The sequence below is a fragment of the Alcaligenes sp. NLF5-7 genome (assembly GCF_024266725.1).
Lineage (GTDB): Bacteria > Pseudomonadota > Gammaproteobacteria > Burkholderiales > Burkholderiaceae_B > Alcaligenes > Alcaligenes phenolicus.
Genome location: NZ_CP100755.1, coordinates 3559683 through 3574241, shown reverse-complemented (window position 1 = coordinate 3574241; position 14559 = coordinate 3559683). Strand labels below are relative to the sequence as shown.

Genomic DNA, 14559 nt, shown 5'->3' with positions numbered 1-14559 from the left:
GGAATACATGGGCAAATCGGGTCGCGGGTAAATCGGGCCAAGCGCTCCAAGCGCCAGCGTAGAAACGAATGTTACATACGCAATATGAAAACCAGATGACAGCAAGATGACAGGTTGTTGCCATTCAACGCTTGTATGACGGACCCCTTCTGCTTTACCTATCCCTCTTCTTGATAATAGTTATTAAAGCGGCTATGCTTTTTCCATAATTCACACGAGAGGATCCAACCATGATCAGTGCAGATCTGGGTCAACAACTTGAGGCGTTTGTCGGGCGTCTCGTCGCGACCGGACGATACGGTTCCAAGAGCGAGGTACTGCGCGAAGGCGTGCGGCTCATCCAAGACCGTGAGGCCAAGCTGGCTGCCTTTGATGCCTCGATCGCACGCGGGCTGGCCGATGCGGACGCCGGGCGCACCCAACCCGCTGACGAAGTCTTTGAGCGGCTTCAGGCCAAATACGGGGCCATGGCGAACAAGCCGACATGATCGTCCACCTGACGGACGAAGCGGTACGTAACCTGGAAAACATCGGCGATTACATTGCCCAGGACAGCCCCACGCGAGCATTGACGTTTGTGCGCGAACTGCGCGAAAAGTGTTTGAGCCTTGCCGATAGGCCTCTGGCCTTCCCGCTGGTACCGCATTATGAAACGCATGGCATCCGGCGCCGCGTTCATGGAAACCACTTGATTTTCTACCGCACCGAAGCGGATCGGGTCGTCGTTCTGCATGTCCTGCACGGGGCCATGGACTATGCCGCAATCTTGTTTCAGGATGAGATATGAAGATTGCAGATCGCGTGTTCCCTCCGTGTTCACGTTGCAAACAGCGCCTCAGCTAGCATGTCGACCAAAAAGAAGTTGAAATCAGAACGCCATCACTGGTGGCCAGAATGTGTATCACGCCATTGGGCCGCAGAAGACGGTAATGTGGGATGGCTAAGGCCAAATGGAAATTGCATCCGCATCCCGCCGGCGAATCTCGGGGTTATCGGCAATGGCCACCATATCAAGTTGGGAACAGCGGGTGCCCCTTCCCCATGGGATGAGAGTTTCGAACGCGCGTTCGACATAGCCGACTCTGGCTTTCCTCGCTTAATTAAATGGCTGGAAGGACTTGAGCGTAGGCCCATACTGGGCGTCGAACGAAAAGAACGCTTCTTATCTCAACCGTACACCGAGGCTGATTTACGTCTTATGAGCGAATGCGCGGTGTCATTGGCAGTTCGCTCTCCGATGAACCGCGAGGCGTCCGTCGCAGTTGCCGAACACTATCGAGGAACCATTCCGTCTGCGGAAAGAAGCGCACTGATAGGACTCAATATGAGGCACTCGCAGCGTCTCATTGCGGATAGTATCGGTGCGCGTGGCAAGTTTGTCGCCATCTATTCGCAAAACAAAGAATTCGTTTTTGGCGACGGCTTCTTCCATAATGTCGCAAACGCACAGATGGCACCGCAGTCGCCAAAACTGCTCGTTCCCATCACGCCGCATATCAGCATTCTTGTCTGCCGCCCGTCAAGCTATACCGTCGAACCCAGATTGTTTACGTTGGTACTGGACGAGCAAGAGGTTGATCGATACAACCACACGGTACAAATCTACGCTAAGAACGCGATCTACTTCCGATCCCAGCAACCTGAACTGCATGAAGATTTCCGTTGCGCTGCACACCTGCGCTACGCACATCCCGGCAACCCGGTAGATACGCTTATGCACAGCATTCCTGGCGTGCCGGCAAGGGATACGATGTTTGATCACCTCTTTGACCAAGAGATGGAAAAGCATAAATAGGGAAACCGCATCAGACTTACAGCGCAATCCCTCGCTGCCGACCCCACGACCAATCAACCCTGCCGCCAGCAACCGTCGCCGTCAGAGTCTGGCCCAGCCGTTGCTCAATGACCGGCCGCCATGGCACCAGACTGAATTGCTTGCCATCGTCCACCACCGCAAACCGGCCGCTGGCCAGATTGACGGATTGGCGATAGACACCCGACACCGTATCGCGCGCCTTCAAGGGCCGAAATGCACGCCCGGTCTCCCGCGCCATGGTTTTTGACACTGCCTCTAGCTCGCGGCCCTTGAGTGTCGCCAACAAATTACGCGCCATCAGAACTCGCTGCCCGCGCCGGCTGGCAAGCCCCTGATCGATCAGGTGCTCGGTACGCGCCTGCATCGCTGCCTGAACACGCTCCCCAAACCCGGTCGGCGCAATGGCTTTGTCGCGTGTCAGCAGTTGCGTATCGAGCCAAGTGGCCCCCAATGCCTTGACCTGGTCGGCCAGCGGCAACACGGAGCGCGTCAGCACTTCCACCCCGGCGGTGCGCCGCTGGTCATAGGCACGGCCTTTGACTACCAGATCGGGCGGTATCTTCCATACGCCGTCCTCGATGCGCTGCACGACGCGGGCACGACGCAACGCCTCCAGACGCCGCAGGATCCCCGCGACCGATTGCCCAGCCGGAAGCGCCGGCCCATCCGATTGCACTCGTTGATCGGCCGCACGATAAATCCCATCCCGTGCCTGCGCCGCAATCTGCCGATCCGCCACGCTGTCTTTCATCGGACGCACTTCAATAATGCTGCCCGGTGCAAATTGCGACAGTTCCACGCCCGACGCTACGCGCACGTAATGTGCACGGCCATCGACGCCATCCAAAGCCAGATACCCTGTATCGCGCAGTTCATCGGCAAGCCCCTTCCCGACCACCACGCCGACCACTGGAGCTGCCATGCCTGCACCCACCGTCGGCCCATCGACCACCCACTCGCGCGCTTGACCGCGCAAGGCGCGATGCAGGGTTTTGATAATGTCGCCACGTTCGCCCAGCGCCTGAAGCCGGGGCGCCATATCTTGCGCCAGACACCAACGCTGCATCCCCGTTTCTTGCGCCAGGCCCATGCGCACCAGCACCTGAAGCCGCGCACGCAGCAAACGCTGTTGTCGCACATCCCCCACCGGTTTTGTCATATCCACCACCTGATCCGGCGCCACGCGCAGCAGCGTGCGATCCAGGCTGGTGAGCCGCGCCTGGCCCACTTCGCGCTGCAGGCCCTGCTCGATCTCCAGCGCCGTGCGCGGCCCCAGCCATTGGGTGGCGATCTGCACCGCGCGGTCACGCATGCCTTGGCTCATGTACTCCGGCGCGATGACTAGATCCTGCCCATGATCGGTTCTGCCGCGCAGGACGATGTGGGTATGCGGATTGTCCGTATCCCAGTGATCGACCGCCACCCAATCGAGCCGGGTTTCCAGATCCACTTCCATTTGCCGCATCAGCTTACGCGTGTAGTCGCGCAGCTCGCCCAGGTCCTCGGCATCCTCGGGCGACACGATGAAGCGGAACTGATGCCGGTCGTCACGGCTGCGCGTCTCGAACGCGGGTGTATCTGCCCTGTCATGATCCGCATCGTAGGCCTGCCCCACCTCCCCCTCGCGCGTCACGCCGTCACGCTGGATATAACGCAGGTGGCGACCGATTGCAGCGCTGCCTGATTTGAGGCGCACGAAGCGCGATTTGATGATGACCCGGCGATGGCCGGGGTGCGCACGCTGCGCCAGCATCCGGGCCGCCACACGCCCCCGGCCAAAGCTCTGCCCGCGCCCTGGCCCACGCCCCAATGCCCCATCCGCAGCACCAGCAGACCGGCCTCCCAAACCTGGCCCCACACGCGACGCCTGACGCAAAACGGTCGTCACGAATCGCTCACCGCCCCCTTGATTCGATGCGCGAGGCCGGCCTGGACGGATACGCAGATCATCGGAATCATCACTCGCCATACCGCCTCCTTTGAGCCAACGTCAGCGTATAGGAGCGCAGACAGCACCGCGCCACGCCAATGACCATGCGGTTTACGCGTTGACGGCGGCACGCCCCCAGCCGGCCTGCGTGCCGCGCTCCCCCCTGTGCAGACAAGGCGTTGCGGCCCGACAGGTGCCGCCCCTTTAATCTTGCCCCCGCTCTTTCTCTGTCCATACCGCCTCTCCCAATCTGTCGTTCTCAGATTCCGCTGCCCGCCGACGGCATCCCGCGGACACCACCGCCCACGGACATTTCACGCATCAATGCCGACTGCGCGGGAGCAAGATGTCTGCACAGTGCGATGTCGATCCACTGTCGTTTCATGCGCCACGCCCCGGCACGGGCGGTACCTCGGCGGCCGCAGAAGCAAGCCCATCGTCGTCGCCCAAGCCGTCGCAGCCTGATGCCGAATCCCATGTCCACAACGGCCGCGCCCGGCCATGCACCGCCTGCCGAAGGATCGGCCCGAAATAGCGACTGTCGAAGGACGCCGGCCGCGCTGTGCTCAGCAGAAACAGCTCACCGGCCGCCAGCACCCGACAGCCCCGCCACGCCTGCAAGGGCCGTCCGTGGCGATCCATCGACAGCACGGCAGCGCGTGGCACCCCGTTGATCCACACGTGCGCATCCCGTGCGCAGACGTGATCACCGGATATCGCCGCCACCCGCTTAAGCAGCGGCACCCCGGCCGGCAGATAGTCCCGCTCAGCGGCGAGTCGGATCACCTCGGCCGGCAAGCGTGTCACGATCCAGTCGCCTGGCTGAACAGCAACCGACTTGACCGCGTAAAAGCCGCGCGGCGCGCTGTCGGATGGGTTGTAGACCAGACGCGGCGATGACCCCATCCAAGCGGGCGCGAAAAGGGCGAGCAATCCGCCACACGCCAGCCCGCCTACCGCAAGTCGCGCGCGCAGTCCCACCGAACCCATCGAACACGGAAAATCTCCACCGCGCAGCTGAACCTTGTCCATCGGCTTACTCCTGCAGCGTCCGGCGCGCTGACCAGGCCGCGTGTCGGGCTGCCGTATACATCGGCAAGGCCTGTTGCGCCATCAAGCGGTTATGGACACTTTGCCAGTAGCACGGCGCGACATCCTCCGGGACGAACCCCGCCGTTTCGATGCGGTCGATAAGCGTCAGTACGGCCGTCACCTGCGTGTGCCCCTGCGCGCGCAGCAGGACGCGAGCGCCGGGCGACACACCGGCCACCCGCTGCATCACCTGCCCAGCGCAGCCGGCTTGCAGAATCAGCAGCTCCTGGCGAACCAAGCCGTAGCCATTGCGCACGCGAAGCGAACGCGCGCAACGCTGGCCCGCTTCAAACACGGCCTGCGTGCGCCCGCCGCCCAGCGCGATCACACGACATGGCGTGCCAAAGCGCAAGCGCACGCTGGCGCTGCCCCGCCACTCAAGCAAACTGACGCGCATGGTGGCGGACGAGGCCCGCGCGCTATCCAACCGTAATGCCTGCATCACCGTCTGCATGGCAGCCTCCCGCTGATGAGCACACATTGGCCACCGTTTGCTGCGTCTATCAGCATTGTTAGGTATTGAGTTAGGGAGTTAGAAGGGCCTCGCAACGCCTTTGCCGGCGCGGCTTTGCGCGTATCGCTGCGCCTGATAGCACGAACTTTCTGCGCCCGATAGCACGAAGCGCGTGCGCCTGATAGCACGACCCTATTCACAGGCCATCCACAGACATATCCACAGCTTATCCACATGCCGTTTCTCCTTTATTCTGCAAACGCGATGCGTTCGCGCTGAAATATCAACCACTCCATCTCGCCCACGCGGGCGACCTGCAGGCGATAGCCGGGCAGCGCCTGACGCTGCGCCACTCGGCGCACATCGCCTGCAAAATCGGTGAATCTGGCTTGACTACCGGACTTGGCGTACAAATAGGGCAGATCGAAGCGCCAGCCCGCGCGCTGACGCCCGCCGTGCTTGCGCACCACGCGGTACAACCAGCGCTCGATGCCGCCCGTCAAACGGAAGTAACGCGGATCGATGGACAGCACGAGACTTTCCGTGAGCACGCCGTGATAGAACCAGTCCGGCAGCACCAACTCCACGCCGGCCGGCTGTCCGTCGGCGCGCACGATCTCTTTCCATTCGTTGACCCAGGAAAAGCGGTGCATGCGCTGCGCCAATCCCTGGCGCAAGGTGGTCGCCACGGTCGTGGACTGCAAGCGATCCAGCGCAGCCTTAAGCCGCTGATAGTCGCGCATCGAGCGCCCGCGTCCCACGAAGCTCAGCATTTCGTGCGGGGTGGCGCGCATCAGGCGCGAGGTGGGCAGCCCTAGATCGCGCGCGGCGACCAATTGACTGGCCGCCCAGATGAGCACATCGGCATCCCAGATGGTGGCGATGCCGTGCTCGGCCACGCCTTCGACCAGAATGCGCACGGATCCGGCCTCGAAGCGAATGGGCGCAATGCGCCGCGATTTGGCCAAGGAAAAGAACGGATAGGCCATCAAATCCTGCGCATCGCGCGGCGTCATGTCGCCGGGCAGCGCGCGGAACACGGCCAGCGGCTCGGCCGCACTGGGCGGCGTGCGTCCCACGGGGGATACCTGAATACCGGGTGCGCCCTACCGGCCTAACGGCCGGCGTGGCGCGCCAGGTATTCCGGGTCAGAGGTCATGTCGTAGACCTGCGCATCGGCCCAGGCCTCCAGATCGGTCATCGCATACATCACGCGCCGGCCGAACTTGCGAAACCGCGGCCCGCCGCCTTGTACGCGCTGCTTTTCCAGCGTGCGCGGAGAAAGCCGCAACAACGCGGCCGCTTCCTCATTCGTCAGATAGCGCAGCGCAGCGTGCTGGGGGGTTGCGGGCGAAGTCGCCGTTGACAACGGCGAGTGTGAACCTTGTGCAGCGGGATGAATGGCTTGCATGGCCGTCTCCTTCGTCGTGTTGCGCCAACCACCGAACGCAGGTCGGCTGGAGACAGTCTGCGCAACCCCGAGCGCAGCCGGAAGGGTAATGAAGTCGCGCCCGTGTTCGTTACCGGGTCATGCGCGCAGGCGCGCCAAGGCGCCGACAACGTCGTCGCCTTGGGGAGCGCCCCATCGAAGAAGAAAAAACGTCTAACCCGCGCGGCTCGCTGTCAGCAGGCTGCGATACCCGCCGTCCCGGAAATAACGGCCGCGCCGCAGGTAGTGACGCACCAGGCCGCGCAACGTGGCATCGGCATGCCACTGCTCCCGGGTGCGGGCCTCGCCCACCAGGGCGACTGCGATGTCGCGATGGCTGGCATTGGCCTGCAAAGCATCCAGCGCCATCAAGGCATGCAGATGCAATTGCCCCGCACGAGAGGCGCGAGACGTCTGCCCATCGAGGCGGTGGGCCTCATCACGAAACAAGCGCTCCGACGGTGCGCTGCGCCATTGCGCCTGCAAAGCCCGCAACCGCTTGGACCCATAACGATTCAGCGGTATGACAAGGTCGGCCGCAGCGCCTTCCATCGCGCGAACGTCGCATACCGCGCGAAGCGTATGGGATGCCTGGCGCACCTGAAGCGCGTAGCCGCCCGACAGCGCACGCACCTGCTTGCGCCCGCGCAAGGCCCACAAGCTGAACACCGGCAAGGCCAGCCCGGGCGTCGGCCTCATGCCATGCAAGGCGACCTGATCGGCCAGCGGATATTGCCACACGGGATGCGCCTGTCGCGCATCCAGACCAGGGTCTTCGAGCTGGGCTAAGTGCCACGGCGCCACAGCATCCGCCGCCAAGCGATAGCGATGCCGCCAGAGTCGCTGATAGGCGATATTGCGGCGCAGATACTCCCAGGCCCATCCGACCGCATCCAGCTCCAACACATAGATATACGCCGCCACCCCGCTCCAGGCGTGCTGCGCAGCATTCGTTCGCATGCCCTGCTCCTTCGAACCGGCATCCGCGCTGACGCGTCGTCAGTCGATCACATGCCCATCCCTTCTCGCCTGTGATACATACTTCGACAGCGTATAGCGCGGCACAAAGCCATGATCCACCACCACGCAACGCCCCTGTGGCCCCCGTATCGTCTGGAGTGCGGACAATTGGATCGGTGTCTCGCACGTAAAGCCCAGCCCCATGTCACACAGCCCGAACGCCACATCCGGCGTATCCGGATCGATCCACCCCAGCCACCAGCCTACTCTGGCATCGGGCAAGAACAGCTTGACCACAGGCATGGGATCAAATGATCGATCCACGGCCAGCGCGCTTCCGTTGGCCATGAGTTGCGCGCATTGCGCCTGCGTCAATAGCGACATCGCTCCCCCGACGGTTGTCTGATGCAAAGCCGGCCTGCCCGCCACGGCGTCCAAGCCTCAAATGCTACGAGGTTTTACTAGAGGCGACCAGACCACAAACTGCCTGTCTCGATGCGTCATAGGTCTGGCGATTTGCGCAACGTCGTCAATCCACCACACTCAGAGCATGACTGCCGGGCCAAACCTTGGTATAAACACAATATATGGACATAATTAACAATGAAAACACTATATATGGTGCTTTCATTTCAACAGCCAGGGTGTTTGACTCCAACAAACCCCGACTGGCTCAATGACTGGAGCGATAGGAGCCATCATGGCGACCAATAACAAACAAACGTCGGCCCGCGTCGCTTCGACCGCCGGCAAGACACTGGGCAGCCCATCGGCCAGTGCTCTTCAGAAATCGCTGGCCGGCTCGGCCTTGCGACAATCGGGCAGTCGCGCCCAGACGGGCGCGGGCATTGAGGCGCGCGCCTCGCGCGCGTTGGACAACCCGCGCTCGGCCGCGGTCACCAAAACGCTAGCCGGCACCGTGGTGTCGCAGTCGAACAAGAAGCGCTGATCGGACGACTGCTGCAGCCTGGCACCCTTGGGTGCCAGGCCGGCGCCCGGCTGGCCGGGCGCTGGGCGAACCGTTCAGTTCGCTTTCGGTCGCGACCAGTGCAGGTGGTGATTGCCGTCCTCGGCTTCGACCAAGCGGGCGTAAACCGTTGTGGCGAAGGTCGGATCGTCGATCGTCACCGACAAATAGGGCCGGTCGTTGTTGGAAATCTTCTTCCACGCCGCGCCCAGCTCATATGTGCCTGCCAGCAGCCGGTAGTCCGGAGCCTTGTCGTTATCCTTGTCAACGGGAACGAGCTTGACCTTGGCGTTGAGGGTGAGCGTACGGATCGTGCCGGTGTAGCCTTCGTCCTGCTGGGTGAATGTGCCGATGTGAGCCATGATGTTTCTCCTTGAGGTTGCAAGTCCGCGCCCATCGCGTCCTTGTCGTGATCCGATCGTCGAAGGCCGGGCGCGGCGCATCCCGAAAGGGACGGCAACGTCAGTGAACGGCCGGGAGGCACAAGGATTTTGTCTCGCGAGGAATGCGCCCCGCGCAGGGGAAAATCGTTGTGCCGGACGGTTGCGCCGCAATAGCCCGAGTCAGCCTGGGCTGACGCGCCAAAGACAGGATTCACGCCAAACAAGGCCGCGATGGGATCGGACGATGCGCAAGGACTCATGATTCAGGCCGCTTCCCCGCCCGATGCAACGCCGGTCCTGCCCCGCTTATCCACGCCGTATGAAGGTGATGCCCCGTTGACGGCAACCCGCACCCGCACGGATACGGCGAACAGGATGACTGCGATGAGAAGACACGTTTCCAGACCGAGCCTGTCTCGACGACGCATCATGCACGCCGACGACACGAACGGCTCCAGCATGGACAGACAAAGCCGATCCCGCCACCCGCTGTGGCGTAGTCAGGCGAACGGTATGGGTTCGCCCGCACCATAACGGCGCTGGCACCTATGTGTGGTCGCGCAACACATTGAATATGACCGTATGGTTAGCGGGAACACCCTTGACGATCCTGGACCGCAGACCTGCTCACCCTCAGCAACGGCCCCATGCCTCACATTGCCGATAAAGCGATTTAACTCTATAATTCTGGGTGTTAACATAGAAAAGATAAGTTAACACACTAAATTATGGATTTAATCCTTAGCAAACCTAGCGAGGTCATCAAACTGCTCTGCGCGCGCCTGCGTACCGAGCGGTTGACTCAGCAGATGACGCAGGCCGAAGTGGCCGCACGCGCCGGCATCGGGGTCAATACGCTGTCCAACCTTGAAGCGGGTCGCAACGTCGCGTTTGACAGCGTGGTGCGCGTAGCCATGGTACTTGGCCGCCTAGAGGAACTGGAAAGCCTGTTCAAGCCAAAACTGGACAGTCTCGACGACATTGCGCGCTATGAGAACAGCCTACGGCGTCAGCGAATCAAAAAGAAGACGCAAAATGCTTGAACGAATCGATGTCTACTACGATGGCTGGGGCGAGCACTGGCAGTGGGGAACGCTGGTGTCCTCGACCGCTATCACAGGCCGTCCCCTGATCGCGTTTGAATTCAGCGACCAGTCGCTGAGCCGAGGGTTGGAACTCTCCGCGCTTCGTCTTCCCCTGAAAGGCCCCAAGCTGCGCAAAGACTTTCCTTCGCATCAAATGGGGCTACCGGGGCCCGTCTATGATTCGCTGCCTGACGGCTGGGGCATGTTGCTGATGGACCGCCTGTTCAAACGCCGCGGCCTCAACCCCGCGCGCATAGGCGCATTAGAGCGGCTGACCTATATCGGCGCCCAAGCCATGGGAGCCATGTCGTTCGAGCCCGTGGCTTCGGAGGTATCCGCCCCAGTCAAAGATATTCCCCTGGCTCAACTGGCTGCTGAAATCCAGGATGTGCTCAGCGGCGAGGGCGGCGCCTTCTTGCAGAAGCTGTTGCAGATAGGTGGCTCTCCGCACGGCGCCCGACCGAAGGCGTTGCTGTATCGCGACGCCAAACACGGCAACTTCACCACTGCAGCGGCGCCTGGCCTGGAAGCGTGGCTAGTCAAGTTTCCGGCCCAGCACGAGCCCGCCGAAGTGTGTGCCATCGAAGCGGTCTATGCCGAATGCTTGCGCGAATGCGGCATCAACACTCCGGACACGGAATACTTCGACCTGCCCAATGGCCAGGCCGCCTTTGCCAGCAAGCGGTTTGACCGCCACCAGGACATGCGCGTACCCATGCAAAGCCTCGCGGCCTTTATCGGGGCTGATTTCCGCAGCCCGGGCACCTTGGACTATGTCGGTTTTCTGCGAGCGACCGGACTTTGCACCAACGACGTGCGCGAAAAAGCGCTGGCCTTCGAGCGCGCCGTCTTCAATGTCGTGTTCCACAACCGCGATGACCACACCAAGAACTTCGCCTATCTCATGTCGGCCACCGGCCAGTGGACGCTGGCCCCGGCGTATGACGTGACCTTCTGCGAAGGGCCGGGTGGCTATCACCAGATGGACGTGATGGGCGAAGCCTTGTGCATCACTCGCAAGCATCTGCTTGCTCTGGGCACGGAAGAGGCGGAACTGTCAGCACACGAGGCCGCGGACACCATCGACCGCATCTGTCAGGTCGCCAGCGGTTTCACCGCTCGCGCCAGGCAACTGCACCCAGGCCGGATCACCCAAGACACGCTGCGCACCATACAAAGTCGAATCGACGACAACATCCGTGCGCTTCGATAAAAGCCCTCCAGGTGCGGGACCCGCCCAGCGCACGGTCTTTGCGCCCTTCACCGCTGGTGGACCCAACCTTCCGACGAACGCTTCGAGGCTGGTCTTGACCCTATCCGAGTAGCGTCCGCCCGCCATGACCCGGCGGCACCGGTACTTATCCCCAAAAACGGTGAACAAGCCTGTGCATAACGACTTCGAGTCCTGCCTATGGCCAGTCCGCGTAAGCCGTTTTTTTAAATTGACTGAAAATTCACCAATGCGGGGGAGCCGAATACAGCGAGACAACGTGACAGCCCTCCCGCGAGAGACCCTACCCGCGCCGAAGCGCGGATACGATGACGAGCATCAGTCGATAGCACGCCAGATCAGACTGGCCTCGGGATGCCGGTCTACATACTCCCGCAGCCCATAATATCGCTCGATCAGCATGTCGTTATGCGTGATGGAGATCAAGTGATTGAGTCCGTAAAATGTAGCGACGATACCAGCGGCATCGGCCGACATTGCGCCGTCAAAAAAGTTATTGGCCCACACAAGGCGCAACTTGGTCGCTACGTCAGGCGCCATGTAAAAGGCCCCATTGGACAGCCAGTAATAATGCCAGTATCCGCCCTGGTAGTCGTCAGAAAGCTCGCGCAACCAGCTGAAAACAAGCCTTTCCCCCTGCAGGTAATGCGCGCCAAAGGCGCTTGGCAAGAAGTCCATGCGCTTTGCCGCTTGCACGCGCTGCGCGGTGATGATGGGGTGTTCGGTTTCGATGATGGACATGGTGTTCTCCAGTATTCAGGGCGGGATTGCCCGGAACCCGAAGGCATGACGCAGCGCAGGTTGCCAGGGTCGAAGACGGCCTGCGGCCGCAAGCGACGCCCACGGCGGCGCGTAGCCCTTGCAACTGAGAACGGCATGACACAATGACCGAAAGCAAGACAGCCCCCACGATATCACTGGGTTTTTCGTTGGATACTTCCGCGTGAAACGCGGCTGTGCTTCAGCCGTTGAGCCTGATGCACCGGCCAGCCAGAAGGCGGCGTCCGGCTGATTTTCTTTTGACTTTGTCACCGGGCGCGGCGATGCAGCGCCCGGATTTTGACCCATCGGCCCCAAGGCGTCACCGCGTTGGGGCCGATGCTGACTGGGCCGCGAAGCACCCCGGCATTGAGCCGGAGCGCTGGCCCATTGCCAAGTATTACGCGGCGACCGCATCCACTGCATCAAGCGCTTCATCGGCGTCGGTTTCGGTGGCTGCATCCTGCGCTGCCTGCCCCCGGAAGATGGCAGGCATCCAACCCGACCCCTGCACCAGCCGCTCGGCTTCGCTGGCAAGCTCGGCCTTTTTCAACTTTTCCAGCCGGGAAACATGGTCAGGCGCAAACTCGCCCACGGCTTCCAGAATCATGGCCTTGGAAATGTGCTGGAAATAGCCTTCGGCAGTGGGCTGCCACCATGCGACCATGTCCAACCCCACGGCCTGTGCCAGCCCCTCGCCCGGTTGCTGCGATGTAGCGCGGGGCGTGATGACGTCCACCGTTGCCGCTGCGCACACGGCCATCAGCCGCAGCAATTCACCCTGCGGCATTGCCAGCAAGACGGCGAAAAGTTCGGCACTGGCCTGCGGCAAGGTTTCCCCCACTGCCTGTTGCAACTCGGCCAGGGCCAGGGCGGCGGGCGACACTTTCCAATCCGAGGCGATGCCTTCCAACCGGTCTTGCACGGTCAAACGTATTTCCAGCGGCAAGCCATCGCGATGATAGCGATCACGCTGCAAGACGGTTTGCACCATGCCATGCACCACGGCAGCCAGCGCCGCGTGCGGACGGCGGGCCAGTTCGATTTGCAGCGCGGCGGTGCGGTGGGCGCTCAAGCGCTGCGCCAGCCGATCGGTCATGGAAGCGGCCTTGGGCAAGTCGTCATCCGCGCTGTCGCCGTGGACATCGTCCTCGCCGCTCAACCCCTCCCGCAGTCGTTCCAAAGTGCGCAGTGCGCGGGCTTCCGCTTCGCGCATCAAGCCGCGATGTACAACCATCTGACCTTGCCGATCCAGCGTGACAATGGCCCCGGCGGCAGCTTTGACGTTTGGGGCATAGTCCAGCAAACGATCTTCCAGCGCCTGCAATTGTTCGCCCACGCTATCGCCTTCGGCCTGCAAGGCGTCGGCCTTGCCCTCGTCATCTTCTTCAAGCGCGACATCCAGGGCTTCGCCGATGGCCTGCATCTTGGCTTCCAGCTTTTCCATGCGATCGGCCTCCCGCTTGGTGGGATTGCGCCGTTCTCGCGGGGCGCGTTGAAAGGTTTGCAGGTCGGCAAACGTTACGGCGTAGGCGGTATCCACCCAGGCCCAACCTTCGACCTTCACCTGGGCGGCATGGCCGTCCAGTTTTTCGCGTACCAGCGTTTCCAACAGCGCGACATCGGTCACATACACCCCGGTCTCGTCCTCCGCGAACAGATCACGGCGAAGGCCCCCGCCTGCGGCTTCGTAGGCGTCCAGCCCAACGAGACGCACCTGCGGATGGCCTGCGTCGATTTCCCGCTCGGTGAGCCGTTCACGCAACGCGGACGGATGACGCTGCCAGTCCGGTGCATCGTATAACGCGGCTTCCTGCGCGGCATGGTCGTCCGTGATGGCCAGCGCCATCAACTGCTCAAGGTTCACGGCATCCGCACGGTAATCCGCCAGCAGACGCGGCGAGACGTTCGCCAGCTTCAAACGGCGCTGCACCACCAGCGGGGTGACGCTAAAGTCCGCCGCAATGTCTTCGATGGGTCGGCCCTCGGCCACCAGCGCGGCGAACGCTTCAAACTGGTCTGCCGGGTGCATGGCTTCGCGCTGCACGTTCTCGGTCAAGCTCACCGTGCGGGCGTTGGCGTCCAACACCAGCAGGCACGGCACTTCCCAATCCTTCGGGATGCGGCGGGTCTTGGCCAGCAGCTTGAGCGCGGCAAGGCGACGGCCACCGGCCACGACGTCGTAATGCTCGCCGTCGCGGGCCTGTATGACGGTCAGGTTTTGCAGTAGCCCCACGCGGGCAATGCTTTCTGCCAGTGCGTCGATAGACTGGCCTGCGGTCTTGCGTACGTTGCGCTTGGACGGGCGCAGCCGCGCCAGCGGCACCCGTATCAGGCTCTGTTCCTGGGTAAAGGTGTCGGTTGCGGCGTCGGCCGTGTCAATGGCGTGGGTTTCGGTTAGGTTGATGGCGTTCATGATGAAAACTCCTTGCGGTTTGTGAAAGGCAGCAGCG

General features: G+C 62.0%; 17 protein-coding genes. 7 read left to right on the top strand and 10 right to left on the bottom strand.

The window, feature by feature from the left end; all coding sequences use genetic code 11:
* Positions 1–230 precede the first annotated feature (230 nt).
* From MID00_RS16460 to MID00_RS16450, 3 genes are read left to right on the top strand one after another with little or no spacing between them, the layout of a single operon-like run.
* Complete coding sequence (locus MID00_RS16460) at positions 231–488, top strand: type II toxin-antitoxin system ParD family antitoxin (RefSeq protein WP_254499111.1); 258 nt, start codon at positions 231–233, stop codon at positions 486–488.
* The gene (locus MID00_RS16455; protein WP_254499110.1) at positions 485–787 is read left to right on the top strand and encodes a type II toxin-antitoxin system RelE/ParE family toxin; all 303 of its coding nucleotides are present in this window, start codon (positions 485–487) and stop codon (positions 785–787) included. The genes MID00_RS16460 and MID00_RS16455 overlap by 4 nt, the downstream gene beginning before the upstream one ends.
* Before the next feature lie 57 nt (positions 788–844).
* Positions 845–1795, top strand: coding sequence for a DUF4238 domain-containing protein (locus MID00_RS16450; protein WP_254499109.1), 951 nt, complete (start codon positions 845–847; stop codon positions 1793–1795).
* Positions 1796–1811: 16 nt separating this feature from the next.
* On the opposite strand, the gene MID00_RS16445 is transcribed toward MID00_RS16450, so the two are convergent.
* The 7 genes from MID00_RS16445 to MID00_RS16415 form a co-directional block, all read right to left on the bottom strand.
* Complete coding sequence (locus tag MID00_RS16445; protein ID WP_254499108.1) at positions 1812–3785, bottom strand: DUF3363 domain-containing protein; 1974 nt, start codon at positions 3783–3785, stop codon at positions 1812–1814.
* A 342-nt stretch (positions 3786–4127) separates the two neighbouring features.
* Positions 4128–4778, bottom strand: a complete 651-nt coding sequence (gene traF, locus MID00_RS16440) for a conjugative transfer signal peptidase TraF (protein ID WP_254499107.1) — start codon at positions 4776–4778, stop codon at positions 4128–4130.
* A gap of 4 nt (positions 4779–4782) precedes the next feature.
* Entirely contained in the window at positions 4783–5292 is a 510-nt protein-coding gene (locus tag MID00_RS16435) for a DUF2840 domain-containing protein (protein WP_254499106.1), read from the bottom strand.
* 248 nt (positions 5293–5540) lie between these two features.
* Positions 5541–6371, bottom strand: coding sequence for a replication initiator protein A (locus tag MID00_RS16430; RefSeq protein WP_254499105.1), 831 nt, complete (start codon positions 6369–6371; stop codon positions 5541–5543).
* A gap of 35 nt (positions 6372–6406) precedes the next feature.
* Positions 6407–6703, bottom strand: coding sequence for a helix-turn-helix domain-containing protein (locus MID00_RS16425; protein WP_254499104.1), 297 nt, complete (start codon positions 6701–6703; stop codon positions 6407–6409).
* A gap of 192 nt (positions 6704–6895) precedes the next feature.
* Positions 6896–7681, bottom strand: a complete 786-nt coding sequence (locus tag MID00_RS16420) for a DUF2285 domain-containing protein (protein ID WP_254499103.1) — start codon at positions 7679–7681, stop codon at positions 6896–6898.
* Positions 7682–7720: 39 nt separating this feature from the next.
* The gene (locus tag MID00_RS16415) at positions 7721–8065 is read right to left on the bottom strand and encodes a DUF2958 domain-containing protein (RefSeq protein ID WP_254499102.1); all 345 of its coding nucleotides are present in this window, start codon (positions 8063–8065) and stop codon (positions 7721–7723) included.
* Positions 8066–8357: 292 nt separating this feature from the next.
* On the opposite strand from MID00_RS16415, the gene MID00_RS16410 reads away from it, so the two are divergent.
* Positions 8358–8630, top strand: a complete 273-nt coding sequence (locus MID00_RS16410; RefSeq protein WP_254499101.1) for a hypothetical protein — start codon at positions 8358–8360, stop codon at positions 8628–8630.
* Positions 8631–8704: 74 nt separating this feature from the next.
* Here the strand turns inward: MID00_RS16410 and MID00_RS16405 are convergent, their stop codons facing one another.
* On the bottom strand, positions 8705–9010 hold the full coding sequence (locus tag MID00_RS16405) for a DUF736 domain-containing protein (protein WP_254499100.1): 306 nt from the start codon (positions 9008–9010) through the stop codon (positions 8705–8707).
* Positions 9011–9415: 405 nt separating this feature from the next.
* On the opposite strand from MID00_RS16405, the gene MID00_RS16400 reads away from it, so the two are divergent.
* The 3 genes from MID00_RS16400 (at position 9416) to MID00_RS16390 (ending at position 11329) form a co-directional block, all read left to right on the top strand.
* Positions 9416–9565 carry a hypothetical protein gene (locus MID00_RS16400; RefSeq protein WP_254499099.1) on the top strand — a complete coding sequence of 50 codons (150 nt, stop codon included), beginning with the start codon at positions 9416–9418 and terminating at the stop codon, positions 9563–9565.
* A gap of 194 nt (positions 9566–9759) precedes the next feature.
* Positions 9760–10074, top strand: a complete 315-nt coding sequence (locus tag MID00_RS16395) for a helix-turn-helix domain-containing protein (RefSeq protein WP_368044552.1) — start codon at positions 9760–9762, stop codon at positions 10072–10074.
* Positions 10067–11329 (top strand): type II toxin-antitoxin system HipA family toxin, encoded by a 1263-nt coding sequence (locus MID00_RS16390; protein ID WP_254499098.1) that lies wholly within the window; start codon positions 10067–10069, stop codon positions 11327–11329. The genes MID00_RS16395 and MID00_RS16390 overlap by 8 nt, the downstream gene beginning before the upstream one ends.
* A gap of 336 nt (positions 11330–11665) precedes the next feature.
* Here MID00_RS16390 and MID00_RS16385 read toward each other — a convergent pair whose 3' ends face one another.
* Positions 11666–12088, bottom strand: coding sequence for an antirestriction protein (locus MID00_RS16385; protein ID WP_254499097.1), 423 nt, complete (start codon positions 12086–12088; stop codon positions 11666–11668).
* A gap of 418 nt (positions 12089–12506) precedes the next feature.
* Positions 12507–14522, bottom strand: a complete 2016-nt coding sequence (locus tag MID00_RS16380) for a ParB/RepB/Spo0J family partition protein (protein WP_254499096.1) — start codon at positions 14520–14522, stop codon at positions 12507–12509.
* Positions 14523–14559: the final 37 nt, after the last annotated feature.